The sequence below is a fragment of the Ruegeria sp. AD9 genome (assembly GCF_056542305.1).
On sequence record NZ_JBQFZP010000005.1, the window covers coordinates 48,805 to 73,749 of the forward strand.

Annotated in this window: 28 protein-coding genes; 13 read left to right on the forward strand and 15 right to left on the reverse strand. The window is 60.7% G+C overall.

Features of this window, described 5'->3' with window-relative positions:
- The gene (gene aat, locus ACR0AM_RS09205; protein ID WP_480518959.1) at window positions 1-642 is read left to right on the forward strand and encodes a leucyl/phenylalanyl-tRNA--protein transferase; all 642 of its coding nucleotides are present in this window, start codon (window positions 1-3) and stop codon (window positions 640-642) included.
- On the opposite strand, the gene ACR0AM_RS09210 is transcribed toward aat, so the two are convergent.
- The 6 genes from ACR0AM_RS09210 to ACR0AM_RS09235 all read right to left on the reverse strand — a co-directional run bounded on the left by ACR0AM_RS09210 (window position 588) and on the right by ACR0AM_RS09235 (window position 4,472).
- Window positions 588-959 carry a DUF2155 domain-containing protein gene (locus tag ACR0AM_RS09210; RefSeq protein ID WP_480473621.1) on the reverse strand — a complete coding sequence of 124 codons (372 nt, stop codon included), beginning with the start codon at window positions 957-959 and terminating at the stop codon, window positions 588-590. The genes aat and ACR0AM_RS09210 overlap by 55 nt on opposite strands.
- The gene (gene mlaD, locus ACR0AM_RS09215) at window positions 956-1,408 is read right to left on the reverse strand and encodes an outer membrane lipid asymmetry maintenance protein MlaD (RefSeq protein WP_267364689.1); all 453 of its coding nucleotides are present in this window, start codon (window positions 1,406-1,408) and stop codon (window positions 956-958) included. The genes ACR0AM_RS09210 and mlaD overlap by 4 nt, the downstream gene beginning before the upstream one ends.
- A gap of 11 nt (window positions 1,409-1,419) precedes the next feature.
- Window positions 1,420-1,803: an NADH:ubiquinone oxidoreductase subunit NDUFA12 gene (locus ACR0AM_RS09220; protein WP_267364687.1), complete on the reverse strand. Its 384-nt coding sequence runs from the start codon at window positions 1,801-1,803 to the stop codon at window positions 1,420-1,422.
- Window positions 1,804-1,883: 80 nt separating this feature from the next.
- Window positions 1,884-2,246, reverse strand: coding sequence for a RidA family protein (locus ACR0AM_RS09225; protein WP_480560320.1), 363 nt, complete (start codon window positions 2,244-2,246; stop codon window positions 1,884-1,886).
- Between the two features lie 192 nt (window positions 2,247-2,438).
- Window positions 2,439-3,707: an ATP-dependent Clp protease ATP-binding subunit ClpX gene (clpX, locus tag ACR0AM_RS09230; RefSeq protein ID WP_209505741.1), complete on the reverse strand. Its 1,269-nt coding sequence runs from the start codon at window positions 3,705-3,707 to the stop codon at window positions 2,439-2,441.
- A 132-nt stretch (window positions 3,708-3,839) separates the two neighbouring features.
- On the reverse strand, window positions 3,840-4,472 hold the full coding sequence (locus ACR0AM_RS09235; protein ID WP_480622720.1) for an ATP-dependent Clp protease proteolytic subunit: 633 nt from the start codon (window positions 4,470-4,472) through the stop codon (window positions 3,840-3,842).
- Between the two features lie 359 nt (window positions 4,473-4,831).
- Between ACR0AM_RS09235 and ACR0AM_RS09240 the strand changes: the two genes are divergently transcribed.
- From ACR0AM_RS09240 to ACR0AM_RS09260, 5 genes are all read left to right on the forward strand, one after another.
- Window positions 4,832-5,173 carry an ArsR/SmtB family transcription factor gene (locus ACR0AM_RS09240; protein WP_480473625.1) on the forward strand — a complete coding sequence of 114 codons (342 nt, stop codon included), beginning with the start codon at window positions 4,832-4,834 and terminating at the stop codon, window positions 5,171-5,173.
- Between the two features lie 60 nt (window positions 5,174-5,233).
- A complete protein-coding gene (locus ACR0AM_RS09245) occupies window positions 5,234-5,371 on the forward strand; it encodes an entericidin A/B family lipoprotein (RefSeq protein WP_209505735.1) in 138 nt (45 codons plus the stop codon).
- A gap of 830 nt (window positions 5,372-6,201) precedes the next feature.
- Window positions 6,202-6,618, forward strand: a complete 417-nt coding sequence (locus ACR0AM_RS09250) for a type II toxin-antitoxin system Phd/YefM family antitoxin (RefSeq protein WP_480539516.1) — start codon at window positions 6,202-6,204, stop codon at window positions 6,616-6,618.
- A 438-nt stretch (window positions 6,619-7,056) separates the two neighbouring features.
- The gene (locus ACR0AM_RS09255) at window positions 7,057-7,821 is read left to right on the forward strand and encodes an SAM-dependent methyltransferase (protein ID WP_480622721.1); all 765 of its coding nucleotides are present in this window, start codon (window positions 7,057-7,059) and stop codon (window positions 7,819-7,821) included.
- Between the two features lie 489 nt (window positions 7,822-8,310).
- Window positions 8,311-9,237 (forward strand): AlbA family DNA-binding domain-containing protein, encoded by a 927-nt coding sequence (locus ACR0AM_RS09260; protein WP_480622722.1) that lies wholly within the window; start codon window positions 8,311-8,313, stop codon window positions 9,235-9,237.
- Window positions 9,238-9,355: 118 nt separating this feature from the next.
- Here the strand turns inward: ACR0AM_RS09260 and lepA are convergent, their stop codons facing one another.
- Both lepA and ACR0AM_RS09270 read right to left on the reverse strand, forming a co-directional pair.
- A complete protein-coding gene (lepA, locus tag ACR0AM_RS09265) occupies window positions 9,356-11,155 on the reverse strand; it encodes a translation elongation factor 4 (RefSeq protein ID WP_480622723.1) in 1,800 nt (599 codons plus the stop codon).
- An 87-nt stretch (window positions 11,156-11,242) separates the two neighbouring features.
- Entirely contained in the window at window positions 11,243-11,866 is a 624-nt protein-coding gene (locus ACR0AM_RS09270) for an RNA ligase family protein (protein WP_480622724.1), read from the reverse strand.
- A 175-nt stretch (window positions 11,867-12,041) separates the two neighbouring features.
- Here ACR0AM_RS09270 and ACR0AM_RS09275 point away from each other — a divergent pair, with 175 nt between their 5' ends.
- Together ACR0AM_RS09275 and ACR0AM_RS09280 are read left to right on the forward strand one after the other, a co-directional pair.
- Window positions 12,042-12,350, forward strand: coding sequence for a hypothetical protein (locus tag ACR0AM_RS09275; protein WP_480473632.1), 309 nt, complete (start codon window positions 12,042-12,044; stop codon window positions 12,348-12,350).
- Window positions 12,351-12,415: 65 nt separating this feature from the next.
- Window positions 12,416-13,369: a LysR family transcriptional regulator gene (locus ACR0AM_RS09280; RefSeq protein ID WP_480473633.1), complete on the forward strand. Its 954-nt coding sequence runs from the start codon at window positions 12,416-12,418 to the stop codon at window positions 13,367-13,369.
- Here ACR0AM_RS09280 and ACR0AM_RS09285 read toward each other — a convergent pair.
- Window positions 13,366-13,809 carry a low molecular weight protein-tyrosine-phosphatase gene (locus ACR0AM_RS09285; RefSeq protein ID WP_480622725.1) on the reverse strand — a complete coding sequence of 148 codons (444 nt, stop codon included), beginning with the start codon at window positions 13,807-13,809 and terminating at the stop codon, window positions 13,366-13,368. The two genes, ACR0AM_RS09280 and ACR0AM_RS09285, sit on opposite strands and share 4 nt — an antisense overlap.
- 27 nt (window positions 13,810-13,836) lie before the next feature.
- Between ACR0AM_RS09285 and ACR0AM_RS09290 the strand changes: the two genes are divergently transcribed.
- Together ACR0AM_RS09290 and ACR0AM_RS09295 are read left to right on the forward strand one after the other, a co-directional pair.
- Window positions 13,837-14,535 (forward strand): NAD-dependent deacylase, encoded by a 699-nt coding sequence (locus tag ACR0AM_RS09290; RefSeq protein WP_480622726.1) that lies wholly within the window; start codon window positions 13,837-13,839, stop codon window positions 14,533-14,535.
- A 62-nt stretch (window positions 14,536-14,597) separates the two neighbouring features.
- Window positions 14,598-15,206 (forward strand): HdeD family acid-resistance protein, encoded by a 609-nt coding sequence (locus ACR0AM_RS09295; RefSeq protein ID WP_480622727.1) that lies wholly within the window; start codon window positions 14,598-14,600, stop codon window positions 15,204-15,206.
- Between the two features lie 92 nt (window positions 15,207-15,298).
- Here ACR0AM_RS09295 and ACR0AM_RS09300 read toward each other — a convergent pair whose 3' ends face one another.
- The 4 genes from ACR0AM_RS09300 to meaB form a co-directional block, all read right to left on the reverse strand.
- Window positions 15,299-15,772, reverse strand: coding sequence for a copper chaperone PCu(A)C (locus ACR0AM_RS09300; RefSeq protein WP_480473637.1), 474 nt, complete (start codon window positions 15,770-15,772; stop codon window positions 15,299-15,301).
- 38 nt (window positions 15,773-15,810) lie between these two features.
- Entirely contained in the window at window positions 15,811-16,161 is a 351-nt protein-coding gene (locus ACR0AM_RS09305; RefSeq protein WP_480495098.1) for a hypothetical protein, read from the reverse strand.
- A gap of 408 nt (window positions 16,162-16,569) precedes the next feature.
- A complete protein-coding gene (rpmB, locus tag ACR0AM_RS09310) occupies window positions 16,570-16,857 on the reverse strand; it encodes a 50S ribosomal protein L28 (RefSeq protein WP_008756960.1) in 288 nt (95 codons plus the stop codon).
- 232 nt (window positions 16,858-17,089) lie between these two features.
- Entirely contained in the window at window positions 17,090-18,061 is a 972-nt protein-coding gene (gene meaB, locus ACR0AM_RS09315; protein WP_480622728.1) for a methylmalonyl Co-A mutase-associated GTPase MeaB, read from the reverse strand.
- A gap of 173 nt (window positions 18,062-18,234) precedes the next feature.
- Between meaB and hrpB the strand changes: the two genes are divergently transcribed.
- The 3 genes from hrpB (at window position 18,235) to ACR0AM_RS09330 (ending at window position 22,906) form a co-directional block, all read left to right on the forward strand.
- Window positions 18,235-20,688: an ATP-dependent helicase HrpB gene (hrpB, locus tag ACR0AM_RS09320; RefSeq protein WP_480622729.1), complete on the forward strand. Its 2,454-nt coding sequence runs from the start codon at window positions 18,235-18,237 to the stop codon at window positions 20,686-20,688.
- A 191-nt stretch (window positions 20,689-20,879) separates the two neighbouring features.
- Entirely contained in the window at window positions 20,880-21,338 is a 459-nt protein-coding gene (locus ACR0AM_RS09325; protein WP_480473641.1) for an NUDIX hydrolase, read from the forward strand.
- 89 nt (window positions 21,339-21,427) lie between these two features.
- Window positions 21,428-22,906 carry an inorganic phosphate transporter gene (locus ACR0AM_RS09330; protein ID WP_480473642.1) on the forward strand — a complete coding sequence of 493 codons (1,479 nt, stop codon included), beginning with the start codon at window positions 21,428-21,430 and terminating at the stop codon, window positions 22,904-22,906.
- A gap of 9 nt (window positions 22,907-22,915) precedes the next feature.
- On the opposite strand, the gene ACR0AM_RS09335 is transcribed toward ACR0AM_RS09330, so the two are convergent.
- The gene (locus ACR0AM_RS09335) at window positions 22,916-23,890 is read right to left on the reverse strand and encodes a 2-dehydropantoate 2-reductase (RefSeq protein ID WP_480622730.1); all 975 of its coding nucleotides are present in this window, start codon (window positions 23,888-23,890) and stop codon (window positions 22,916-22,918) included.
- A 45-nt stretch (window positions 23,891-23,935) separates the two neighbouring features.
- The gene (locus tag ACR0AM_RS09340; protein WP_480622731.1) at window positions 23,936-24,931 is read right to left on the reverse strand and encodes a pirin family protein; all 996 of its coding nucleotides are present in this window, start codon (window positions 24,929-24,931) and stop codon (window positions 23,936-23,938) included.
- Window positions 24,932-24,945 lie beyond the last annotated feature (14 nt).

A 24,945-nucleotide genomic window follows, 5' to 3' on the forward strand; every position in this document is an offset into this window, starting at 1 on the left:
ATGAGCCTGACCCCCGAACTGCTGCTGCACGGGTATTCCATCGGTATCTTCCCGATGGCCGAACACCGCGACGATCCTGAACTGTTCTGGGTTGATCCCAAGTTTCGCGGGATATTTCCGCTGGACGGGTTCCACATCTCGCGCAGTCTGGCCCGCCGCATCCGGAACTGCGGGTTCGGGATTTCAATCAACCGGGATTTTTCTGGCGTTGTTGATGGGTGCGCTGACCGGTCCGACACCTGGATCAACGCGGAACTGCACGCCCTTTATCGCCAGCTGCACCAGTCCGGTCATGCGCATTCTCTGGAAGTCTGGGACGGAGCGGCACTGGTGGGCGGCGTTTATGGTGTGACGCTGGGGGCCGCGTTCTTTGGCGAAAGCATGTTTTCGCGCCGCACGGATGCCTCGAAAATCGCGCTCGCCTATCTTGTGGACCGGCTGCGGCAAACCGGCTTTCACCTGTTTGACACGCAGTTCCTGACCGCGCATCTGGCATCCCTTGGGGCGATCGAAATCCCGCGTGGGGCTTACAAGAAAGAACTGGAAGAAGCCCTGAACCAGAGCGCTGACTTTGCCGCGCCGATCACTCAGTCCGCAGAAGGCGTGATACAGCGGATGACCCAAACGTCATACCGCGCGTGATCCAGCGCATTCAGCGCCGGAGAGGTCGCAATCATCCAGCCGTCAAACAGCTGATCCGCTTTGCCCGTTTCCCAAATGGTCAGATAGGCGAAGGCATCGCCAGTCGGGTTATCCACCGGATACCGGCAATCCCCCAGCGCCACATCCAGCCCGAAAACAGCTTCGGTCTGACCTGTCTGCAATTCGATATCAACCGTCTGGCCACTGACTTTGTCGAGCCCCCGCAGCATGGCACCGGGGCCAGAGTTGACTTTCTGCTGCGCCGCGGCACCGGTTCCACCAGCCAGCAACAGGGCAAACAGGGCGGCGCGCATCATTCGCTGCCATCTCCGGCTACGAACTTGACCAGCAGCGAGATCAGGCTGACCGCACCCTGGGTATCCTGAATCTCATCTCCGGGTTCAAAAAAGAAGGGTGAACCGCCAGGCATGACTTCGACAAAGTTTCCACCCAACAGCCCTTCGGAAGAGATCACGATGGCGCTGTCATCGGGCACAAGCACGCCTTCGGCAACAGAGAAAGTCGTGTCGGCACGATAGGTATCCGGGTTCAGCTTGACCCCGGTAACGGTGCCGATTTTCACCCCGGCAAGACGGACATCCGTGCCAACGCCGACCCCTTCCAGCGACCGGAACGAAGCGCCCAGCTCATAGCCCGCGGCACCTTGCGACAGGCCGGTCGATTGGCTGGCATAAACGCCAAACGCGATGGCACCGGCCAATACGACGCCTCCGACAAGAACTTCGGTCCAGTTATGGGTCGACATCTTCGCCTCGTTTATTCCGGGCTCCAGGCCTCGTAATCCCTGCGCTCAACCGGCTTGGCCCGCCGCAGCGACCCGGCAGGCGCATAGGCCAGCGCCGTACCTGTCAGGTTCTCCTGATGCGGTTTTTCCCAGGCTTTGTGCGGCAGCGGTTTGTCGGTCGGGGGTTCGTCCCAGGTGCGGTGCAACCAGCCGTGCCATTCGGGGTCAACCCGGCTGGCTTCGGCCTCGCCATTGAAAATCACCCAGCGCCTGCTGTCGTCGGCGGTGCGATAAAACACATTGCCTTCATTGTCTTCGCCCACTTTCACACCCTTGCGCGCCGTATAAAGCTGCGTGTTCAGTGTTGACCCGTTCCACCACGTCACGGCTCGTAAAAGACTGTTCAGGATTCCCATCGGCTGCCTCCGGCATTTCGGTCGAGAGAAGGTATGGACCAAAGGCTCGCCAAGGTCCAGTGCCCCTTGGGCTTCCAGTGTCACTGCGGCAGGAAGGCGGTCACTTCGATCTCGATCCGGTACTTCGGATCAATCAAACCGCATTCGATCATCGTCGCAGCCGGTGGATTGGCGCCAAACGTCTCGGCCAGAACCGGCCAGCACGGCGCGAACTCATTGCGGTCCGGCAACATGTAGGTGACCCGAACCACATCTTCAAAACCCGCGCCCGCCTCAGCCAGTGCCTTGCCGATGATGTCCAGCGCTGACCGGCATTGCGCCACCACGTCGTCGCCCTGCCCGACGGTCCCGGCGACATGAACCCAGCCGCCCGCAACCACCGCACGGCAATAGCCGACTTTCGCCTCAAACTCACCGCCCGAAGAAATGCGCTTCACTGTCATAACCCGTCACCTTTGTTGTTCGAAAGCTTGCTTAAGCTCCCGCTGCCTGATTGCGCATGCCTTCGCGTACGAGCGACGGATCCCCAGCTTCATCTGGCTATAAATATCCCGGGGGAGATGCCCGAAGGGCAGCGGGGGCAGAGCCCCCTGAACCTGTTCAACTGAAGTCCCGCCGCCGCGAAATGACCGGCCTCAACCCGCCGAGGCCGATTCCTTGGCCGCATCGGCATAGATGAACAGCGGCTGCGCGTCGGACATCACCGCCTCTTCGTTCACCACAACTTCGCTGACATTTTTCATGCCCGGCAGTTCGAACATGGTGTCCAGCAGGATATCCTCGAGAATTGACCGCAGGCCGCGCGCACCGGTTTTGCGCTCGATGGCTTTCTTGGCAATCGCCTTCAGCGCGTCATCGGTAAAGCCCAACTCAACATCTTCCAACTCGAACAGGCGCTGGTATTGCTTGACCAGGGCGTTCTTCGGCTTGGTCAGGATGGTGACCAGTGCTTCCTCGTCCAAATCCTCCAGCGTTGCCAGAACCGGCAGACGACCGACGAATTCGGGGATCAGGCCAAATTTCAGCAGATCTTCAGGTTCCAGATCCTTGAAGATCTCGCCCACGCCGCGCTCGTCATTGTCACGCACATCGGCGCCAAAACCCATGGCCGAGCCCTTGCCGCGTTGTGCAATGATCCTGTCCAGACCCGCAAAAGCGCCGCCACAGATGAACAGGATGTTCGTGGTGTCCACCTGCAGGAATTCCTGCTGCGGGTGTTTGCGGCCGCCCTGCGGCGGAACGCTGGCCACGGTGCCTTCCATCAGTTTCAGCAGCGCCTGCTGTACGCCTTCACCGGACACGTCGCGCGTGATCGACGGGTTCTCGGATTTGCGGGTGATCTTGTCGACCTCGTCGATATAGACGATGCCGCGCTGCGCGCGTTCGACATTGTATTCGCTGGCCTGCAACAGCTTGAGAATGATGTTCTCAACATCCTCGCCCACGTAACCGGCTTCGGTCAGCGTTGTGGCATCGGCCATGGTAAAGGGAACATCCAGTATCCGGGCCAGCGTTTGCGCAAGCAATGTCTTGCCACAGCCGGTGGGGCCGATCAGCAGGATATTGGATTTCGCCAGTTCGATATCATTGCCCGCCTTCTGGGCGTGGTTCAGACGTTTGTAGTGGTTGTGTACCGCAACCGACAGAACGCGTTTTGCGGTGGCTTGACCGATCACGTAATCGTCCAGCACCTCGCAGATATCCTTGGGCGTCGGAACGCCGTCCGAAGACTTCAGCCCGCTGGCCTTGGTCTCTTCGCGGATGATGTCCATGCAAAGTTCGACACATTCATCACAGATGAAAACGGTCGGGCCTGCGATCAGCTTGCGCACCTCATGTTGGCTTTTGCCGCAGAAGCTGCAGTAGAGCGTGTTTTTCCCGTCACCGCCTGAATTCGTCGCCATGATCTACCTTTCGGGCCTCATCCCAGCACCCCCGGCGGGGATGCGTTTTCGCCTGTTCGTGCAGCTTAGGCCAGCGCTTTGGCCGCTACAATCTCAAAATGGTTCCTGCACCGGTGGCGCAGGCTCCGAAACTCAGACCTCATCCGCGTCCATTTTTGCGCGATTTTCCACGATCTCGTCGATGTGGCCCCATTCCTTGGCCTCTTCCGGGCTCATGAAATTGTCACGGTCCAGCGCTTTTTCAACCGCCTTTTTTGTCTGCCCGGTATGACGCACATAGATATCATAAAGGCGATCCTTGAGCTTTTGCGTCTCGGCCGCGTGGATCATGATATCGCTGGCCTGGCCCTGATATCCGCCGCTGGGCTGGTGCACCATGATCCGGCTGTTGGGCAGCGAAAAGCGCATCCCTTTCTCGCCACCGGCCAGCAGAACCGATCCCATCGAGGCGGCCTGACCGATCACCAAAGTGGAACATTTCGGCTTGATATACTGCATTGTATCGTAAATCGACAAACCGCTGGTCACAACGCCACCGGGCGAGTTGATGTAGATCGAGATTTCCTTTTTGGGGTTTTCCGCTTCAAGGTGCAGCAGCTGGGCCACGATCAGATGGCTCATGCCATCGTGTATCGGGCCGTTGATGAAAATGATCCGCTCTTTCAGCAGGCGGGAGAAAATATCGTAAGCGCGCTCGCCCCGGCTGGTCTGCTCAACGACCATGGGGACAAGCGTATTCATGTAGGTATCTACGGGATCGAACATTCGCAACCTGCCTGTTTTGCTGTGGATCGGGACATTATCCCAACAAGTGTTACCTGAGTCTTAGTGTTGGCTCCGGGGGGCTGCAAGGGGGTGTCGGTGAGAACACAGAACGAATGTGGACCAACGCCAATAAGAATGCCACACCTGCCGCTGCCTCGCAGTACCACCACATCCGTGATTGCGCCCTGCACAAGGGGCTGCGGGAAAAACGGCTGCGGGTTCCCCTTTTCTGATCACGGTTTTTTGATTCATATATATAGCAATAATTGATCGAAACATGTACTGAAGGGGCTCGCAGGCGACGAGCTTTACGTAACGGAAACTACGCCCGGTCAACGGGTTCACAAGGAACACATTCGATGGCACTTCCACAGCTGTCCCAGGACATGTCGCAACACGACCTGGATCGAATGGTCGATAATGCGACACGCGCGTCCAACTTCCTCAAAGCAATCAGTCACGAAGGCCGGCTGATGATCCTGTGTCACCTGGTGTCCGGTGAGAAATCTGTCACCGAGTTGGAAGAGCTGTTGTCCGCCAGACAAGCCGCTGTTTCGCAACAGCTTTCCCGCCTGCGTCTGGAGGGGCTTGTGATACCGCGCAGAGAGGGCAAAACCATCTTCTACCGGTTGGCCGATGACCGCCCGCGCCGGATGCTTGAAGTGGTGTACGAGCTGTTCTGCGGTGAGGACAAAGGCTAGCTCTGGCTTGGTGTCGAGAAAGGTGCTACCGAATCCGTATCGAGCACTGAGGAGACACACATGATCCGCGTAATTCTGATTGGCCTGAGCCTGTTTGCACTGACCGCCTGCGAAACCGCCAAAGGCGCGGGTAAAGATATCGAAAAGGCCGGGGATGCAATCCAGAACGCAGCTTCGGACGTGCAGGAAAGCCTGTAAACGCGCTTATCTTGCGGGCAACCCGGACTCTAACGCAATATATGGTTGAAGATTGCGCCCACACGCAGTAATCTAGCCCTACAGGTGCATAGACGCGGCATTGCATATCTGACACTAAATCGGGGCTCTTTCGCGCACGCAGAAGAGCCCCGTTCCCGTTCGGCAGGGGTGAGTGGTAGCCTGTATGAAACCGAATTTCGGCATAAGAAAAGGCGTCAGGTGCGCAGACGCGGTCTTTGCATGTACCCTTACGGATACGCCCTGACGCCTTACCGGGTCGACGCACCCCGAGGAGCACTCCGATCCAGTCGCCCCAGCCCCCTGAGAGACTGCAGCCGCCGCTTTGTCCCCTAAGGTCCATCGCGACATGCATTGGCCGTTTGAGAAGATGGCCACCCGACCTGGGTCCGAGACCCATATCTGGCTGATCACCAACCGGTAAGCCTTTGCAGTTAAATGCAAATCCTAAGATCCGCCTTCCTCTGCTCAGACCCCCTTGGCCTTTGCGTCCCGCCCCGGTTCCGAAGACCCTGTGCGGTGAGATGACTGTTGCACCACGCCCTGCATCCGACAAGAAAATAGCACTGCAGCATGAAAATTAGACGGGGATAAGATGTTGATATCCAGCGGGAGAATTTTGTGGATAACCCCAGAATCCCCGATCCTGCGAAGGGTTGAGGGCGGAAAAAACCGGACATGACCCCGGCACCCGAAATTCCCGCGATGCTGCGGGTGCAAAACGCTCCGTACGGACCGTTAGGCCGAAATTGTGCGATTTGTACAACGCTCGGACCCCCAATCTTACGAATCGTACAGACGGAGATTCGCCGATGCGCTGCACCATTTCCTATGCCCGCGCCCATCTGGGGCCGCTGATCACCCGCGCCCAGGACCCGCGCGAGGTGATCATCCTGACCCGGCACGGCAAGCCGCTGGCCGCGCTGGTCTCGATGACCGAGGCCAACCGGATCTGGCAGTTGCAGGATGATGAGGAGATTGGATGGAAGCACCCGCTGTCGGGTCTGCGGGGGATGTGGTCGAAGGGGCGCAACATCCCCGGTATGGAACCGGGACCGGACGGCCGCTATGTCACCGCGCGCGAGGCCGCGCTGAAGGTCCGCGAGATCCAGATGACCCGCGCCGAGGAACGCCGCATTCTGGCGCGGGGCGGTCTGGATCCTGTCGCAGGCGGTGAACTGGCCGCCCGGCCTGTCTCCGCACGATGGAGACGCTGGTTCCGTTTCTGAGAAGCGTTCCGGCCCGGCGGTGGTACCAACACCCCCTCCGCCGCAATCCGTGAGCAACGGCGGCTCATACCCCTTAACAACCCGACCGGGCCGGAAACGCTTCGGTTCACCTGACGGGCCGGAACGTGGTCGAAAACAGTCCCGGTGCGCAGGCTACGGAATTCTCTGATCTGATGATCGGCACCCTTCTTTGGGGTGCGGGCCGTGGTGGCCTGTGACTGAGATTGGAAGGGCGCGCGGCGGTTGCAACCTGCCTGAAGGAAACTTCATCAAGGGTTCATGCGCGGGAAAGGTGGACAAGAAGAAAACCCCATCCTGCCGGGTATTGCGCATTGCGTTTTTCCTTCCAACACCGCGCGCCTCAACTTAAACAGGGATTTCAGGCAACTGCCCTCATCCGGGGGCGTCCGGTCAAACTTGAAAAGCCCCAGACAGAACATGCGATTTCCAAAACGACAACATCGAGAGTTCAAGAGCATTGTGCGCAGGTTCCGCAACGAGTTTTCGCTGTTCGTGCTGGAACAAAGCCGCGGACAGGTGCTGTGCGGGCCGATGAAAGGGTTTCGCTTTGTCGAAAACGCATTCTGGGGCGGGCATTCGGATACGGCCACGAAAATCTTTGGCCTGTATGAGCAGCAGAACCTGAAGGTGCTGAGCAGCTCGGACAAGCCGGTGCTGGTGGATATCGGCGCGGCGGACGGCTTTTGGGGCGTCGGGCTGGTGGCCGCCGGGCAGTTCGAAAAAAGCGTGTGCTTTGAGGTTTCGGCAAAAGGCCGGGATGTGATCCGGGAAACAGCGGAGCATAACGGCGTGGGCGACCGTGTGACGGTGTTTGGGGATGCGCTGACGGACACGGTTGAAAACATCGCAAGCGTGGCCCCTGACCCGGCGGACATCTTCTTTCTGATCGATATCGAGGGTGTCGAATTCAGCCTGTTGACCGAAGATTTTCTGACGCATTTCCGCAGATCGGAGTTTCTGATCGAACTGCACCCCCAGATGGTGGAGGATGGCGATGCGAAACTGAAAGCGATCGAAACGTTCTGCGCCGGGTATTTTGATGTCGCCTATGTGGACGGAAGCGTGCGCGACACGTCCGAGATGGATGAGATTATCCAGCTGGGGGATGATTTCAAATGGCCGATCCTGTCCGAAGGCCGCGGTTTCCCGATGCAATGGTTGCATCTGGTGCCGCGCGGGTGAGGTGTGGTTTCGGCGGTTGACCCGCAGACCCGAAGGCCCCAAACGGCCAAAGCCCCAAGGACGCAAGCGCAGATACAACCGCCCAACCAACCCCACCCCGTAGGGCGGGCTTCAGCCCGCCACCGGACACAGCCTGTCCATGCGCATTGGTTTTGAGGTCGGGAATTGGGGGAGTGGTGGATTGGCGGGCTGAAGCCCGCCCTACGAGTGGTCGATGGAACCGAAGAGCGGCGCAAACACGCCGCCCGTTTTGCCAGAGGCAAATCTTTGGTTTGTTTCGCCAAAGGCGAACCTTCGGTTCGACGGGCGGGTCATGCTGGAGGCATGCTTTCAGCATGACGCGGCCCGGCGGTGCCGCCGGGCGGGTGGGTTGAAGCCATGGCGTGGACCCCACAGTTTTAGGAAAGACCTTCGACCCTAGCCTCCTAAGTGCTTGAAAAATCCACACTTACGTCTCACAATGAGATAAAATTCTCCTGGAAGCCAAATATGTCCGAGTCTCTGATAAAGCTGGCAGAAGCCACGAATGACGAAAGTGATTTAATTGACTTTAAACGCGAGTTTTCACCTCAAAAGAGGGCAGCATTTTGGGCTGAGACCATCAAAGATGTAGTGGCTTTTGCCAATACTCGCGGCGGGATTCTCGTTTTCGGTATTGAAGACGACGGCACACCTTCAGAATTTAACTGCGACGCTCTTTTTGATTTGGACGGTGCTGCTCTAGCGGATCAAATCAGAAAATACACTGGATCTGACTATTCAGGAGCCAAAGTTGTTCGTGTAGTTAGAGCTGAGAAGAGTTTTCCTGCGATTTTAGTGAAACCTGTCGCCGCCCCCCTCGTCTTTACGAAAGTCGGTACTTATCAAATCGATGCCAGCACTCAAAAGACCGCGTTTAGCAAAGGCACGATTTACTTTAGACATGGACCAAAGAGCGAACCTTGCACAAGGAGTGACTTAGAGGACTTTCTGAAGCGAGAACTAGAAAAAATTAGGGAAGAGTGGCTCGGCAACATCCGAAAAGTTGTTGAAGCGCCGTTTGGTGCAAACGTTGTTCTGACGCACTCGGCTTCATCTAGCGCGGAAGTCCGCATCACCAATGACCCGGGTGCACCGGTTGTCCATCTGCCTCGCCTGAGTGATGGTTTTCCGCACAAACAAGGCGAAGTGATAAGAATTATCAACGAAAGCCTGCAACTTGATAAACCGATCAATACTCATGACATACAGGCAATCAAATTTGCTGAAGATATTGATGAAATTCAAAGACCTGAAATGGTCTCCAAGCCACACGAGCAATCAAGCCCGCAATACAGCCCTGCATTTGTCGAATTTATTCTAGAAAAGTATATTGAGAACGATGCTTTTTTCCAAGATTGCCGCGAAATATGGAAAGATGGCCATTACCCTGGATAGTCCAAAAAGCTGAGGCGCTTTGCTCAGACAACTTTCTGAGAAGTAGTTGATCACCGTGTGGGCACGCCGGTTAGCTGCGCCAACCGCTTTCGCCCACCGTCACTAAAAATGGACAGCCTTAGCTGTCCATTTTAAGTGCTGAAATAAACGCCTCCTGCGGGATATCGACCTTCCCGAACTGGCGCATCTTCTTTTTACCCGCCTTCTGCTTGTCCAGCAGTTTGCGTTTCCGGGTGGCGTCGCCGCCGTAGCATTTGGCGGTCACGTCCTTGCGCAGGGCGGACAGGGTCTCGCGGGCGATGACCTTGCCTCCGATGGCGGCCTGGATCGGGATTTTGAACATGTGGCGCGGGATCAGGTCCTTGAGCTTTTCGCACATCGCGCGGCCCCGCATCTCGGCCCGGTCGCGGTGAACCATGGTCGACAGCGCATCGACCGGTTCGTCATTCACAAGGATCGACATCTTGACCAGCGCGTCCTGACGGTAGCCGGTCATCTGGTAGTCAAAGCTGGCATAGCCCTTGGTAACCGATTTCAGGCGGTCGTAGAAGTCAAAGACAACCTCGTTCAGGGGCAGGTCATAGACGACCATGGCGCGCTGGCCCGCATAGGTCAGGTCCATCTGGATGCCGCGGCGGTCCTGGCAGAGTTTCAGCACGTCGCCCAGATATTCGTCGGGCACCAGAATGGTCGCCTTGATGCGCGGTTCCTCAAGGTGGTCGACCTTGGACAGGTCGGGCATGTCGGCGGGGTTGTGCAGCTCGATCATCTCACCGTCTTTCATGTAGACGTGATAGATCACGCTGGGCGCGGTGGTGATGAGGTCGATATCGTATTCACGCTCGATCCGGTCGCGGATGACCTCAAGGTGCAGAAGGCCAAGGAAGCCGCAGCGGAAGCCAAAGCCAAGCGCGGCCGAGGTTTCCATTTCATACGAGAATGAGGCGTCGTTCAGCGCCAGCTTTTCGATCGCGTCGCGCAGGTCTTCGAATTCGGCGCTGTCCACCGGGAAGAGGCCACAGAACACCACCGGCTGTGCGGGTTTGAAGCCCGGCAGTGCGACTTCGGTGCCATTGCGGTCATTGGTGATGGTGTCGCCGACGCGGGTGTCGCGGACCTGCTTGATCGAGGCGGTGAGAAAGCCGATCTCACCCGGGCCGAGGCTGTCGATCATCTGCATTTCCGGGCGGAAGACACCGACGCGGTCGACATGGTGCAGAGTGCCGTTCGACATGAACTTGACCCGCATCCCCTTCTTCAGCGTGCCGTCCATGATGCGGACCAGAACGATGACGCCCAGATAGGCATCGTACCACGAATCCACCAGCATCGCCTTGAGCGGCGCGTCCAGATTGCCCTGCGGCGCGGGCAGTTTGTGCACGATCGCTTCCAGCGTCTCGTGGATGCCCTGCCCGGTCTTGGCGCTGACCCGGATGGCGTCGCTGGCGTCGATGCCGATCACGTCCTCGATCTGCTCGGCCACGCGGTCACAATCGGACGCGGGCAGGTCGATCTTGTTCAGGACCGGCACGATCTCATGATCGGCGTCGATGGCCTGATACACGTTCGCCAGCGTCTGCGCCTCGACCCCCTGGGTGCTGTCCACGACCAGCAGCGAGCCCTCGACCGCGCGCATCGACCGGCTGACCTCGTAGGCGAAATCCACGTGGCCGGGGGTGTCGATCAGGTTCAGCACATATGTCTCGCCATTATCGGCGGTATAGTCGATGCGGACGGTGTTGGCCTTGATGGTGATGCCACGCTCGCGCTCGATATCCATGCTGTCGAGCAGCTGTTCCTTCATGTCACGATCCTGCACTGTCCCGGTCTCTTGAATGAGCCGGTCAGCAAGGGTGGATTTGCCATGGTCGATATGCGCGACGATGGAGAAATTGCGGATATGAGCGAGGTCTGTCATGGGTTGGGGATATGCGTCGGAAATGGGCTGTGGTCAAGGTGGGACGAGAGCCCGGCGAAACCCTTTGATTGCGAGGCCTATGACCGTTCAGAGCAACCTGTTTTTAACCAACTCCTCGTTCATCCAATGCGTCTCACTTTGCACGTGGCCCTCGCGCACGTATTTCGCGAGGCGAGTGGGCATGTCTTCCTCGTTAAACGCAGCCGTTGTGCGAACGACAAACCCCTCCTGAGTATCCAAATTCAAGTCTGCTATCACATCCGCCACGACCTTAGCAGAGAACCGCCCGCGATAGAGTTCGGGCACAGCGGTGATCCCAAGCTCGACGAAGCGTGAAAGCGTCGCGTCCCAAGATTGTACCATGCCCTGCTTTACCCACGCGAATCCAAGGAAATAGGTCGGCAATGCCGAGTACGCTATGGAGTGGCGCGCAAACAGATATTCACCAACAATGCGCTCGTCTTCGGCAAGCTGGGGCGAAATTCCGGCAGCGAAGGCCTTCATCCAATCTCGAGACGGGTGGTATCGTGCGTCAATACTGCGGGGGTGACAGCCGTGGCTGTGAATAGTCGTGTTCTCGCCGTCCATCTTTTCAGTAAAGACCACCTCGTCAACCGACACCAACGCGTCAACGCTGGACATGATCTTGTCATCACTGGTGGCCCCGGGAGATTGCGGCAGGTGGAAAGTGCGCCCATATTTCTTAAGCATATTGGTCTCACGAAAGAGATCTAATCAAAGTCGGACCAGATACCGCGACATCCCAGCCGCTTGCAATCACTTTTTCGCAACGTATGATTGATCCGCGCGCCCGTTTGATTCATACTCCGCCGCAGACCGAGAGGGGCATAAGACCCGTCCGGGCAGGCAAAAACGAGGCTCGAGTATGAAACAGTTCCTCATTATCGCATTTTGTGCGGCATCGCTGACGGCGGTGGCTCAGGTCGCGGATGCGGCGCAGATCAGGCAGGCGTGCATGGCGTCGGACCGCTCGGCCGCGACGCGGGACCGGTGCAGCTGCATTCAGCGCGTGGCGGATCAGGCGTTGACGCGCAGCGATCAGAAGACCGTGGCGAAATGGTTCAAGGACCCCCATCAGGCGCAGGTGCTGAAGATGTCGAAATCCGCGCGCGATGATGCGCTGTGGGATCGGTACCAGAACTTTGGCCAGATGGCGCAGGCGATCTGCAGCTAACCCGGTCAGAATGCTTGACCTGATCCACGCTGCGCCCCAGAAAGGCGCAGCGAAAGGTGTATTGCATGGTAATGAAAGGGCTGACTCTGCGGGGCCTTGAAGTGTTCGAGGCTTTGGCGCGGACGGGATCGGTGGCACAGGCTGCCGAGATCACGGGGCTCAGCCAGCCATCCGTATCGCAGCAATTGCGCAATCTGGAAAACGCGCTGGGGACCGAATTGGTCGATCACGGGCGGCGACCGATGCGGCTGACGCAGGCGGGGCGCAGTTTCCTTGCGCGGGCCGAGGCGGTTCTGGCCGAGCTGCACATGGCCCAGAGCGAGCTGTCGGTCATGGATCTGGGGCATCTGACCACGCTGTCGATCGGGCTGATCGACGATTTCGACAATGATCTGACACCGCGGCTGGCCACCTTGCTGGCCGACAGCCTGACCCGGTCGAAATTCAAGCTGATCACCCTGTCGAGCCTTGATCTGTTCGAGGCGCTGGCCGAGCAGCGCCTGCATATGGCGGTCACCGCCCATAGCGGCGAAGTGCTGGAGGGGGTGGTCGAATACCCGCTGGTCCATGATCCGTTCATTCTGGTGGCGCCGCAGGGATCGGGCGGGGTCGAGGCCGTGCAGGAGCGGCTGCCGTTTCTGCGCTATGCCCGCGAGCAGCTGATCAGCCGCCAGATCGAGGCGCATCTGGCGCGCCGGTCGCAGGTGTTCGAGGAACGGTTCGAGATCGGCTCGCACATGGCGCTGATGGCCATGGTGGCGCGGGGTCTGGGCTGGGCGATCACCACGCCGCTGGGCTTCATGCGCGCGGCGCGGTTCCATGAGGGGCTGGAGGCGCACCCTGCCCCGTTCGGAGAGTTCTCGCGCAACATATCGCTGCTGGCGCGCACCGAGTGGTCCGATCAGGTCCCGCAGGAGGTTGCGGGCATGACCCGGCGCCTGATGCAGAACCAGATCGTGGACCCGGCGGTTGCCAAGCTGCCCTGGCTGAGCGGCCAGTTGCGGGTGACCGGCGGCTAGGTGTCCAGATGGGCGGCAAGCCCCTCGACCGCCGCTTCGATCAGGTCCAGCGCGCCGTCGAAATCCCGCGTGTAATACGGATCGGGTACGTGATCGGCACCGGTCTGAGGGGCGAAATCCGTCAGCAGGCGAACCGGCGTGCCGTTGCCCGACGGGCGCAGGTCTTCGATATCGGCGATGTTTTGGGCATCCATGCCGATGATCAGGTCGAACCGGTCGAAATCCGCGACGGTGAACTGGCGCGCGCGCAGGTCGCCAAGGTCAATGCCTCTGCGGATTGCGGCCTTCTGCATCGGGCCATAGGGTGGATTGCCCGCGTGCCAGCCCATGGTTCCGGCACTGTCGGTTGCATGATGCGGTGCGCGGGCGCGAAAGACGCCCTCGGCCGCGGGAGAGCGGCAGATATTGCCCAGGCAGACAAAGAGGATACGGTGTGTCATGGCCAAGGTGTAACGCGCGGAGGGGATATGGGAAAGATCGTCATTCTGACCGGGGCCGGGATTTCGGCTGAAAGCGGGCTGAGCACCTTTCGCGACGAAGGCGGGCTGTGGGCGCAGCACCGGATCGAGGATGTGGCCACGCCCGAGGGCTTTGCGCGCGATCCCGCCTTGGTGCAAGAGTTTTACAATGCACGCCGCGTTCAGGCCGCCGCCGTGCAGCCCAACGCGGCCCACATGGCGCTGGCCCGGTTGCAGCAGGGCTGGCCCGCAGAGGTCGTGATCGTGACCCAGAACGTAGACAACCTGCATGAAGCAGGCGGTGCGACGGGTGTCATCCACATGCATGGCACATTGGCGGGTGCCCTGTGTTCCGGGTGCGATCATCGCTGGCCCGCCCCGCCTGAGATGGCCGTCGCCGAGCCCTGCCCCGCCTGCGGCCAGCCCACCGCCCGGCCCGATGTGGTCTGGTTCGGCGAGATGCCTTATTACATGGACGACATCTACGACCACCTTGCCAGCGCGTCGATCTTTGCCGCCATCGGCACCTCGGGTCAGGTCTATCCGGCGGCGGCCTTTGTCCACGAGGCGCAGGCGGCGGGTGCGCGGACGGTCGAGATCAATCTGGAGCCGACGCCCGGGCCGTCGGGCTTTGACGAGCGCATTGTCGGCAGGGCATCCGAAACGGTTCCGCGATGGGTCGGGCAGCTTCTTGCGGGATATTCTTAAGCTACAGACAACGCTGGCTTAATTTGTGTACACTATCTGCGATAACGACTGGAGGATGCCCCATGACTGATCAAGACCCCCGCACCGGTGAAATCCTGGATGACGGCAGCATGGCCGGGCGTGACATGCTGGGGGAACAGCTTTCCAGCCTGTGGTGGACTTTTCTGCTGCGCGGGGTGCTGGCCGGGGTAGTAGGCATCGCGGCCCTGTTCTGGCCATCGGGCAGCATCGCGCTGCTGCTGCGGCTGGTCGGAGTGTTGCTGATCCTCGACGGTGGGCTGACGCTTTTGGGTGTTGGCCGTCGCGGGGTGCTGGGAGGTGCTGCGATCGGCGCGCTTCTGATCGGGCTTGTCCTGCTGATCTGGCCGGAAGGCACGGTGAAACTGGCGTTTTTCCTGTTGGGCGCATGGGCGCTGATCATCGGGATCGGATCCTTGGCGGCTGCCGGGCGGATGCATGCAAGTGACCCGCAACGCGGCTCCATGCGCGTATCGGGATTTGTCGCGCTTGTCGTCGGGCTTGTCCTGATGATCTGGCCTGCGGTGGCGCTGGTAGCGCTGGGCTGGGGTATCGCATTCTCGGCGCTGGCCATGGCCGCTGTCATGTTCTGGCTGGCCTCGCGATTCCATCAGGCGGGCGACCGTGTCGGCCTGAAAACCATCAACAAATAACGCCATCCGCGGCCGCATGGAAAACAGGCCGGGCAAAGCCCGGCCTGACGCATGGATGAGGGCTGCCGCGCGGCCCGAAGACAGGCGTTGCCCTAGTTCGAATGCGTTCCGTGGCCGCCTTTGTCCTGACGCTCCAGATCCACGGGAATCTCGATCTCAACCTCGCCTGCCTTTTCAAAGATCAGCGTGACCGGCACCTTGGCGTCCTGTTCGAACGGGGCCGTCAGCCCCATGAACATCACATGGTCGCCGCCGCGTTTCAGCATGTGGGTTTCACCGGCTGGAATGGCAAATCCTTCTTCGACATGCACCATCTTGGCCACGCCGTTTTCATCGACCTGGTGCGTGTGCAATTCAACACGCGCTGCCGCGTCTGAGGTTACACCGATCAGCCGGTCATCCGCATCACCCTGATTATGGATCATCATGAACGCAGCACCGGCGATGGCGGTCTTGCCCGAGGACCGGGCATAGGCGTCGTCAACCGTGATGGTGCCTTCGGCAAAGGCGGGGATGGCCAGCGACACGGAGGCCAGGGTTGCGAGCAGAGTGGTTTTGAGGGACATCGTGCCTCTCCTGTATAAAGGTTTGAAATGGGTGGGTTTCAAACGCTGACAGGAGGCGCGCGGGCCGGGGTTGCGGGAACCGGAAGGGCGATCTGGTTGCCCAGATGCCGCAGCGGTGCTGGTTGCGCCTGTTCCGGCGCGGCTGGCAGTGCCTGTTCGGCAACCGCAACGGCCCCCAGCAAGGATATTGCGTAGTCCGGGCAGTAATGCGGCGGGGCGGTCGGTTGCCCGTTTTCGTCCATATAGACGACAACCGGGCCGGTGCCCGTACACAGCACCATCTGACCCACCGCCTTGTCCATACCGCGCGACATGGCCAGCCCCTGCCCGGTCAGAACCAGCAGAAGGGTCAGCACATAAGGCAGAAATCTGGTAACAGAAGGTCTCATTCTGACCCAGCTATAGGTCAGCAACGGGAAAAGCTTCAAGCGCCAAAGGGTCGCGCTTGAAGCTGTTTTTCAATAATCCAGTCCGGGTCTTTTCACCCTGTCTGTGGTGAAGCTGGTATGGGACCGGTTCACCCAGCGCTGCATCCGTGTGCAGGTTGCAATCGCCTTGCGGAATACCGCGGCCAGAAACAAGAAAAGATAAAAACTTTTTAACGTCATAATGTGGCCCCCGCCTGATGGATGACAGTGACGTTAGGTCAGATTCGGAAACCTGTATGTGAAGAAGTTCACCAATGGCGAAAAATTAGTTCCAGATTGAAAACAATGGAGGCCGAAAGGGGCTGACCCAACAGAAAAGGCCCCGCACCGATAAGGTGCAGGGCCTGAAATACTGTTAAGTGAAAGACCTTAGGCCGAAGCTTGCGCCTTGGCAATTTCTTTCTTCACTTTCAGAGCATTTGCCGACAGCTCATCGTCCTTGGCTTTGGCCAGGAACGCGTCCAGACCACCGCGGTGGTCAACCGAACGCAGCGCAGCCGCCGAGATGCGCAGCTTGACGCCACGGCCCAGAGTTTCGGACTGCAGGGTAACGTCGTTCAGGTTCGGCAGAAAACGACGACGAGTTCTGTTTTTGGCGTGGCTGACATTGTTGCCAGTCATCGGGCCTTTTCCGGTCAGTTCGCAACGGCGCGACATGGTTTCTTCCTTTGTTTCTGGAGGCCGGGCTAGGTACCCGCGGCCAAATCACAAGGGGCGCAACCCGAAGTCGCGCCCGAAAACTGGTTGGATGCGTGTAGTGGGAATCGCGCGGAGGGTCAAGACGGGCTGCGCGAAATCTTTCATTTTGCCTGCCATGCAGGAATGGCCCGGACGGGCCATGCCGTTGGCGAGAGTATTTGGCAAAAGGTGAAGCGGCCATGACGGCCCTTCAGCCGAGCGTGTCCAGAAGTTGTCCGGCAGCAACCGCCGGGCTGAGTCGTCCCTGCGAGACTTGGTCATTCAGGCGCTCCATCTCGGCGCGGGCCTGAGGTGTATCGAGACGGGCGAGAAGGGCGTGGCGGACCTCCTGACCGAACCAGTAGCGGGCCTGGGCGGCGCGGTTTGCCTCCCAGATACCGGTGTCGCGGCGCCATTTGGTCAGGGTTTGCATTTCCTCCCAGGCCTGTTCCAGCCCGTGCTCTTCGACGGCGGAAACGGTCATTGCCTTGGGGAAACCTTCGGGGTCCTGCGGGCGTTTGCGCAGCAGCCGCAGTGCGCCGGCATAATCCGCGCAGGTGCGGGTGGCGGTGGCTTTCAGGTCGCCATCGGCCTTGTTGACCAGAATGATGTCCGCCATTTCCATGATGCCGCGCTTGACGCCCTGCAACTCGTCCCCACCCGCCGGGGCCAGCAGCAGCAGGAACAGGTCTGACAGTTCGGACACCACCGTTTCCGACTGTCCCACGCCCACGGTTTCGATCAGCACCACGTCATAGCCTGCGGCCTCGCACAGGGCGATGGCCTCGCGGGTGCGGCGGGCGACGCCGCCAAGGTGGCTCTGGCTGGGAGAGGGCCGGATGAAGGCGTTCTGCTCGCGGCTCAGGCGTTCCATCCGGGTCTTGTCGCCCAGGATCGAGCCGCCCGAGCGGGCCGAGCTGGGATCGACCGCCAGAACCGCGACGCGCAGCCCCTGCCCCGTCAGCATCATGCCAAAGCTTTCGATGAAGGTGGACTTGCCCACGCCGGGTGTGCCGGACAGACCGATACGCAGCGCCTGACGCCCCGAACCGGCAAGCTGGGCCAGAAGGTCGCTGGCCTGTGCCCGGTGATCGGCGCGATTGCTTTCAACAAGGGTGATCGCACGCGCCAGCGCCCGGCGCTCGCCCTTCAGAATTCTGTCGCTCAGGCTGTCTGTCTGCATTCTTGTCCCGTTCCTAGAGGCAGGAACAGTTGCCGTGCTTGGGGGGTGTTTGTCCAGACCGGAGGCGGCAGGAAGTGCGAAGATCGCGCAGCCTGCGTCATTTCGTGCGGGGCGATTTACTGATGTGAGCGCGGAAACTGGACGCCACCTGCGGGATCGCGGATAAGGGCCGGATGACCCTACGCCTGCCTATAGACGATGCCATACCCGGCCTGCTGGACACCCTGCGGGCGCAGGGCCGTGCTGTGCTGCAAGCACCGCCCGGTGCGGGCAAGACCACGCGGGTTCCGCTGGCGATGCTGGAGGCGGGTCTGTGCGGCGGCAGGATCGTGATGCTGGAGCCGCGGCGGCTGGCGGCACGGGCCGCGGCAGAGCGGATGGCAGAGACGCTGGGAGAGCGCGCGGGCCAGAGTGTTGGCTATCGCGTGCGGGGCGATGCGAAAGTGTCAAAAGACACAAGGATCGAGGTGGTGACCGAGGGCATTCTGACCCGGATGCTGCAATCGGACCCTGACCTGCCGGGCATCGGGGCGGTGATCTTTGATGAATTCCACGAACGCTCGCTAAACGCGGATCTGGGGTTGGCGCTGTGCCTTGAGGTCACGGGCGCGCTGCGCGACGACCTGATTCTGCTGGCCATGTCGGCCACATTGGACGCGGACCCGGTGGGGCGCCTGATGGCCGCGCCGCTGGTTACGTCGGAAGGCCGGAGTTTTCCTGTCGAGATGCGCTGGCTGGACCGGCCCTTGGGGCCTCAGGCACGGCGGCTGGATGCATTGGTCGATCTGGTCGTTGAGGCCGAGCGCGAGACCCGCGCCATCGGTGGCGGGATCTTGGTGTTTCTGCCCGGTGAAGGTGAAATCCGGCGGGCTGAAGCAGCCCTGACCGGACGCCTGCCCGCCAGTTGCACGGTGCGCCCGCTGTTCGGAGCCATGCCCTTTGCGGCCCAGCGCGCAGCGATTGCCCCGGTTGAGACCGGGCGCAAGGTGGTGCTGGCGACGTCGATTGCCGAAACCTCGCTGACGATCCCCGATATCCGGGTGGTGGTGGATATGGGGCAAGCGCGGCGGGCGCGGTTTGATCCGGGCTCGGGCATGTCCCGGCTGGTGACCGAGCGGGTTACACGGGCCGAGGCCACGCAACGCGCGGGTCGTGCGGGCCGTGTGGCAGAGGGGCTGTGTTACCGGCTGTGGTCAAAGGGGGAGGATGGCGCGCTGGCCGCGTACCCGCCTGCCGAGATTGAAGCCGCCGATCTGACCGGGCTGGCGCTGGAGCTGGCGCTGTGGGGCGCGGATGCCGCCGATCTGGCCTTTCTGACCCCGCCACCCGAAGGCGCGATGGCCGAGGCGCGCGCCCTTCTGGCGATGCTGGGCGCGCTGGACGGCAAGGGGCGGATCACCGAACACGGGCGGGCGCTGGCGGCGCTGCCGTTGCATCCCCGGCTGGGGCATATGCTGGTGCGGGCCGGACCGAGTGCCGCGCCTTTGGCCGCCTTGATGGCCGAACGCGACCCCCTGCGCGGCGCGCCGGTGGATATCGCCTTGCGGCAAGAGGCACTGCGGGATGTGCGCACCTTTCAGCGCAACCGGGTCTGGCAGGTGAACATGGGCGCCGTGGATCGGATCAATGCCGAGGCCAAGCGGTTGAGGAAACAGGCCGGAAGCAAGACGGATGATCTGAGCGCTGCCGCCATGGCCGCCCTCGCCTATCCCGATCGTATCGGACAGCGGCGCAAGGGCGATGCGCCGCGTTATGTGTTGTCGGGGGGCAAAGGTGTCGTGCTGGACAGCGGCGATTCGCTGGCGGCGGCGCCTTTTCTGGTTGTCACCGACACCGATGGAAACCCGCGCGAGGCAAAGGTGCGGATGGCCACCCAGATTTCGGAACGCGAGATCCGCGAACTGTTCGCCGACCAGATCCATTGGGCCGAGGTTTGCGCCTGGTCAAAACGTGAGCGGCGGGTTGTGTCACGACAGCAGGAGCGGTTTGGGGCGATCACGCTGGACGACCGCATCTGGAAGGATGTCCCGGACGCCGCCGTGGCGCGTGCGATGCTGGACGGGGTGCGCGATCTGGGATTGCGGCTGGACGGGGCCGCCGCACGGCTGGCCGCGCGGGTGGAACTGGTGCGCGCCGACGGGGTGGACCTGCCCGACTTTTCGGTCGAGGGTCTGATGGCCGAGCTGGACGACTGGCTGTTGCCGATGCTGTCCGGTGTCAAAAGCGCGGAGGACTGGAAACGGTTCGACCCGCTGCCCGCCTTGCGCGCGCGGCTGGACTGGACCCAGTCCCAGGAACTGGACCGGCGCGCCCCGGGATCGTTTGAAACACCCCTGGGGCGCAAGGTACCAATCGATTATGGCGCGGCGGTCCCCGAAATCTCGGTTCGGTTGCAGGAGCTGTTCGGAGTGACCCGGCATCCGGTGGTTGGCGGACAGCCCCTGAAGATTACGCTGCTGTCCCCGGCGCAGCGCCCGATCCAGATTACCCGCGATCTGCCGGGGTTCTGGGCCGGGTCTTATGCGGATGTGCGCAAGGATATGCGGGCGCAATACCCCAAACATCCATGGCCCGAAGACCCGACACAGGCCGACCCGACGCTGAGGGCCAAACGCAGGCAGGAATAGACCCATTGCCGTGTTGCTTCCGGCAAGCGGCTCAGGCTTTCGGGGCTGTTGCACGAAATCTCACAAATCACAGTAAATTGACCGAAGAACCGGTCATAATCAGAAATAAGCGGACATTTCATTGAAGTCTGGCATTATTGTTGTTACGTCACACAGGTTTCGAAGACAGAAACAGGATTTGAAGACATCTCATGAGTGCTTGGCTGCGAAATATCTGGGAAGAGGTCGGACGCCCCTTGTTCCTGCGTCCCCAAAGGGTGCAGTTTGCGGCCCTGTGTACACGCAGGCATGAGGATCAGGACGAGGTTCTGCTGATCACCAGCCGCGAAACCGGGCGCTGGATCATCCCGAAGGGCTGGCCTGTCAATGGTCTGGACGGGTTGGAGACGGCCCTGCTGGAGGCGTGGGAAGAGGCTGGCGTGCGTGCAGAAGCGGTCGACAAGGAGCCCATCGGCCAATTCACCTATGACAAGATCTTCAAGGGGGGATCGGCACAGTCGGTCCTGACCCGCGTCTACCGGGTTTCCGTGCGAGAACTTGCCGATGATTTTCCCGAAGTGGATAAGCGCAAACGTCAGTGGTTTTCACCGGCAGAAGCCGCCAAACGGGTGCAGGAGCCCGAGTTGCAGGCGCTGCTGCGACAGATGTAGCCGTTTCGCAACAATTTGATGGCTGCGCGCTTGCCCCTGAACCGGGAAACCGTTAGCTGCGGGCGATCTGCGAAACTTTGACCAAGCCCATGTCTGACACAAATTCAAAACCGCGCTGGCAGTCGCTTGACAGCGACCTGCAACGCATCTCGCGCGTAGAAATCGCCAATCTTCATGTCGCCCGCCCGCTGCTGGCGCCGGGAATTGCACTGGCGTTCATGGTGCTTGCCGGATTGATGGCGGCGGTGTTGTTCGGTCGGGCCGACGGCACCTATATCGTCGTGGCTGCCGCCGCGTTCGGAGCCTATATGGCGATCAACATCGGTGCCAATGACGTGGCCAACAACATGGGTCCCGCGGTGGGTGCGAACGCGCTGACCATGGGCGGTGCCATCGTGATCGCCGCCGTTGCCGAAAGCGCGGGCGCTTTGCTTGCGGGAGGCGACGTCGTCTCGACCATCTCGAAGGGGATCATCGACCCGGCCTCGGTGCAGAACACCAATGTGTTCATCTGGGCCATGATGGCGGCGCTGATCTCGTCCGCCATGTGGGTCAATCTGGCGACCTGGATCGGTGCGCCAGTGTCGACAACGCATTCGGTTGTGGGCGGGGTCATGGGCGCGGGGATTGCCGCTGCCGGTCTGAGCGCGGTGAGCTGGGGCACGATGGGCGCGATTGCCGCCAGCTGGGTGATCTCTCCGGTTCTTGGCGGCGTGATCGCGGCTGGGTTCCTGGCGCTGATCAAGACCAAGATCCAGTATCAGGACGACAAGATCGCCGCCGCGCGGCGTTGGGTGCCGATCCTTGTGGCGGTGATGGCGGCAGCGTTTGCCACCTATCTGTCGGTCAAGGGTCTGAAGCGGATCGTGAAGATCGAACTGGAGGTGGCGCTGCTGATCGGTCTGGGCAGCGGCGTGCTGGTCTGGGCGCTGACGGTTCCCTGGGTACGCCGCAAATCCGAGGGGATGGAGAACCGGACCCGGTCGCTGAAAACCCTGTTCGGCTTGCCATTGGTGATATCGGCCGCGTTTCTGAGTTTTGCCCACGGCGCCAATGATGTGGCCAACGCGGTCGGCCCTCTGGCGGCGATTGTACACGCGGCTGAGTTCGGAGATTTCGCCCAAAAGGTTTCGATCCCGTTATGGGTGATGATCATCGGCGCGTTCGGGATATCGTTCGGCCTGTTTCTGTTCGGGCCCAAGTTGATCCGGATGGTCGGCAGCCAGATCACCAAGCTGAACCCGATGCGGGCCTTTTGCGTCGCACTGTCGGCGGCGATCACTGTCATTGTGGCCAGCTGGCTGGGCCTGCCGGTCAGTTCCACGCATATCGCCGTTGGCGCAATCTTTGGCGTCGGGTTCTATCGCGAATGGCAGTCGGATCGCAGGCGGAAACAGAACAATGGGAGAAACGCGACAGCGCAGAAGCTGGCCCCCGAAGAATTCCGGCGGCGCAAGCTGGTGCGGCGGTCGCATTTCATGACGATCATTGCAGCCTGGGTCGTGACCGTGCCCGCCGCCGCCGCCATGTCGGCCGTGATTTTCTGGATATTGACCGGCCTCGTCTGACGACCGGGATCAGAGCCTGATCTGTTCCGGGGACAGCGGATGATCAGGCGCGTGTTTGATCAGGTCAGACACTTTTGTGCACAGGGGGGTGGGCACCCCGGTTTCATGCCCCAGCCGAATGATATGGCCCTGAAGGCTGTCAATTTCCGTTTGCCGCTCGGCCATCAGGTCATAGGCCATCGAGGTCCGGGCGGTGGGATCGATGGTGAGCATCCGCGCTGCGATCCGGCTGAACAAGGGTGTCGGCAAGCGTAGGATATGCGGCGTCATCCACGCCGGAAGCGGCGTTGTCGAGGCCACCGGATGCCCGGCCGCCTTGAGAACGGACAGCGCCTCGACCATCTGGTCGGCCATGAGGTTGCGCCAGTCACGGCTGAGCAGCTGATCCACAAGCGGCAGGCCTGACAGCGCGTTCAGCGCGTTGTTCAGGTTGATTACCAGCTTGCCCCATTGCACCGCCTCGATCCGGTCACTTGCGATAACGGGCAGGTCCGGGCTGCTGAGGGCGGTGGCCAGGTCGCCGGGGCCGTTCTGGATGACAATTTCGCCTGATGTGGCCCGGTGATAGGTGGCGGGGCCGTTCGGGACCACGTTGAATGGGACCATTCCCGCGCGCACATCGCGACCGGGCAGCGCCTTGCGCAGGGTCGCCGCATTCTCGATCCCGTTTTGCCAGGACAGGACGGGCGCATCCCAACAGGCGGCGTCCGCGATATGACCGGCCATATCCGCCGTTGCCCCGGATTTGACGGTGACAATGACCAGCTCGGCCTGATCCAGGCAGGCGGGATCGGTGCTAAGTGTCAGGGCTTCCGCCGCAACATGGTAATTGAGGCCATCGTAATTCGTGACCGTCAGCCCATGTTCGCGGATGGGGTCCAGTACACGGGCACGGCCCAGCAAGGTCACTGCATGCCCCGAGCGGGCCAGTAAACCGCCGCAGTAGCAGCCGATGCTGCCCGCGCCTGCGATGACAAGTTTCATGGTACCCCCTCTGGTATACTAGAAAGGATCACCGCAAACGGACGGTTACACAAGCCCACCCGCCCCTGACGCCGCTCGCGGGCGGGCCAGCCGGGGCTTTGTGCGCTCAAGCTGTTCTGAAATGGCAATAAATTCGCGGTTATCCCCTGCCGGAAGGTGGAACGCGCCATTGACCCAATCGGCGCTTTTCCACTCATGAATCGCCGTCTCGATCTTTTCTTTCGAGGATGAGACGAAATTCCACCAGATATAGCGATCCTTGTTCAAAGTGGCGCCGCCCAGCAGCATCAGCCGCGCACCCTGCGGACCCGCTCGGGCCGACAACCTGTCACCGGGGCGGAACACCATCATGCGGCCTTCGTCGAACATGTCGCCTGCAATCTCGATCGATCCTTGCGTGACATAGACACCGCGATCCTCGTGGTCGTCGGGCAGTGGGAAGGACACGCCGGGGGCAAGCTGAACATCCAGATAGAAGGTCTCGGACAGCATCGTCACGGGGCTGCTTTCGCCATAAGCGTTGCCGAGGATCAGCCGTGCGCTGACGCCCTTGTCTTGGATATGGGGCAGCGCGCCTTGCTTGTGGTGTTCGAACTCGGGGGTCATATCCTCATGCGTTTCGGGCAGGGCAAGCCAGGTCTGAATGCCGAACAGCTTGTGGCCTTTACCGCGCGTTTCTTCGCTGGTGCGCTCGGAATGGGTCACGCCACGGCCTGCAACCATCCAGTTGACCTCGCCGGGGTAAATCATCTGGTGAGTGCCGAGGCTGTCGCGATGTTCGAATTCGCCCTGATAGAGGTAAGTGACGGTTCCCAGCCCGATATGGGGGTGCGGACGCACGTCAATGCCGCCTTCGGTGACAAATTCTGCCGGGCCGACCTGATCGAAGAAGATGAACGGGCCAACCAGTTGGCGTTTGACCGAGGGCAGCGCGCGGCGCACCTCGAACCCGCCCAGATCGCGGGCGCGGGGAATGATGAGCGTTTCCAGCGCATTTTTTTCGGAGGCGCATTCGGGGTCATGGGTGGGGTTCCAACTCAATCCTGATCTCCTTT

Bases quoted from the DNA above. Each gene is read 5' to 3' on its own strand.
- aat (WP_480518959.1), top strand. From the start codon at position 1: ATGAGCCTGACCCCCGAACTGCTGCTGCACGGGTATTCCATCGGTATC.
- ACR0AM_RS09210 (WP_480473621.1), bottom strand. From the start codon at position 959: ATGATGCGCGCCGCCCTGTTTGCCCTGTTGCTGGCTGGTGGAACCGGT.
- mlaD (WP_267364689.1), bottom strand. From the start codon at position 1,408: ATGTCGACCCATAACTGGACCGAAGTTCTTGTCGGAGGCGTCGTATTG.
- ACR0AM_RS09220 (WP_267364687.1), bottom strand. From the start codon at position 1,803: ATGGGAATCCTGAACAGTCTTTTACGAGCCGTGACGTGGTGGAACGGG.
- ACR0AM_RS09225 (WP_480560320.1), bottom strand. From the start codon at position 2,246: ATGACAGTGAAGCGCATTTCTTCGGGCGGTGAGTTTGAGGCGAAAGTC.
- clpX (WP_209505741.1), bottom strand. From the start codon at position 3,707: ATGGCGACGAATTCAGGCGGTGACGGGAAAAACACGCTCTACTGCAGC.
- ACR0AM_RS09235 (WP_480622720.1), bottom strand. From the start codon at position 4,472: ATGTTCGATCCCGTAGATACCTACATGAATACGCTTGTCCCCATGGTC.
- ACR0AM_RS09240 (WP_480473625.1), top strand. From the start codon at position 4,832: ATGGCACTTCCACAGCTGTCCCAGGACATGTCGCAACACGACCTGGAT.
- ACR0AM_RS09245 (WP_209505735.1), top strand. From the start codon at position 5,234: ATGATCCGCGTAATTCTGATTGGCCTGAGCCTGTTTGCACTGACCGCC.
- ACR0AM_RS09250 (WP_480539516.1), top strand. From the start codon at position 6,202: ATGCGCTGCACCATTTCCTATGCCCGCGCCCATCTGGGGCCGCTGATC.
- ACR0AM_RS09255 (WP_480622721.1), top strand. From the start codon at position 7,057: ATGCGATTTCCAAAACGACAACATCGAGAGTTCAAGAGCATTGTGCGC.
- ACR0AM_RS09260 (WP_480622722.1), top strand. From the start codon at position 8,311: ATGTCCGAGTCTCTGATAAAGCTGGCAGAAGCCACGAATGACGAAAGT.
- lepA (WP_480622723.1), bottom strand. From the start codon at position 11,155: ATGACAGACCTCGCTCATATCCGCAATTTCTCCATCGTCGCGCATATC.
- ACR0AM_RS09270 (WP_480622724.1), bottom strand. From the start codon at position 11,866: ATGCTTAAGAAATATGGGCGCACTTTCCACCTGCCGCAATCTCCCGGG.
- ACR0AM_RS09275 (WP_480473632.1), top strand. From the start codon at position 12,042: ATGAAACAGTTCCTCATTATCGCATTTTGTGCGGCATCGCTGACGGCG.
- ACR0AM_RS09280 (WP_480473633.1), top strand. From the start codon at position 12,416: ATGGTAATGAAAGGGCTGACTCTGCGGGGCCTTGAAGTGTTCGAGGCT.
- ACR0AM_RS09285 (WP_480622725.1), bottom strand. From the start codon at position 13,809: ATGACACACCGTATCCTCTTTGTCTGCCTGGGCAATATCTGCCGCTCT.
- ACR0AM_RS09290 (WP_480622726.1), top strand. From the start codon at position 13,837: ATGGGAAAGATCGTCATTCTGACCGGGGCCGGGATTTCGGCTGAAAGC.
- ACR0AM_RS09295 (WP_480622727.1), top strand. From the start codon at position 14,598: ATGACTGATCAAGACCCCCGCACCGGTGAAATCCTGGATGACGGCAGC.
- ACR0AM_RS09300 (WP_480473637.1), bottom strand. From the start codon at position 15,772: ATGTCCCTCAAAACCACTCTGCTCGCAACCCTGGCCTCCGTGTCGCTG.
- ACR0AM_RS09305 (WP_480495098.1), bottom strand. From the start codon at position 16,161: ATGAGACCTTCTGTTACCAGATTTCTGCCTTATGTGCTGACCCTTCTG.
- rpmB (WP_008756960.1), bottom strand. From the start codon at position 16,857: ATGTCGCGCCGTTGCGAACTGACCGGAAAAGGCCCGATGACTGGCAAC.
- meaB (WP_480622728.1), bottom strand. From the start codon at position 18,061: ATGCAGACAGACAGCCTGAGCGACAGAATTCTGAAGGGCGAGCGCCGG.
- hrpB (WP_480622729.1), top strand. From the start codon at position 18,235: ATGACCCTACGCCTGCCTATAGACGATGCCATACCCGGCCTGCTGGAC.
- ACR0AM_RS09325 (WP_480473641.1), top strand. From the start codon at position 20,880: ATGAGTGCTTGGCTGCGAAATATCTGGGAAGAGGTCGGACGCCCCTTG.
- ACR0AM_RS09330 (WP_480473642.1), top strand. From the start codon at position 21,428: ATGTCTGACACAAATTCAAAACCGCGCTGGCAGTCGCTTGACAGCGAC.
- ACR0AM_RS09335 (WP_480622730.1), bottom strand. From the start codon at position 23,890: ATGAAACTTGTCATCGCAGGCGCGGGCAGCATCGGCTGCTACTGCGGC.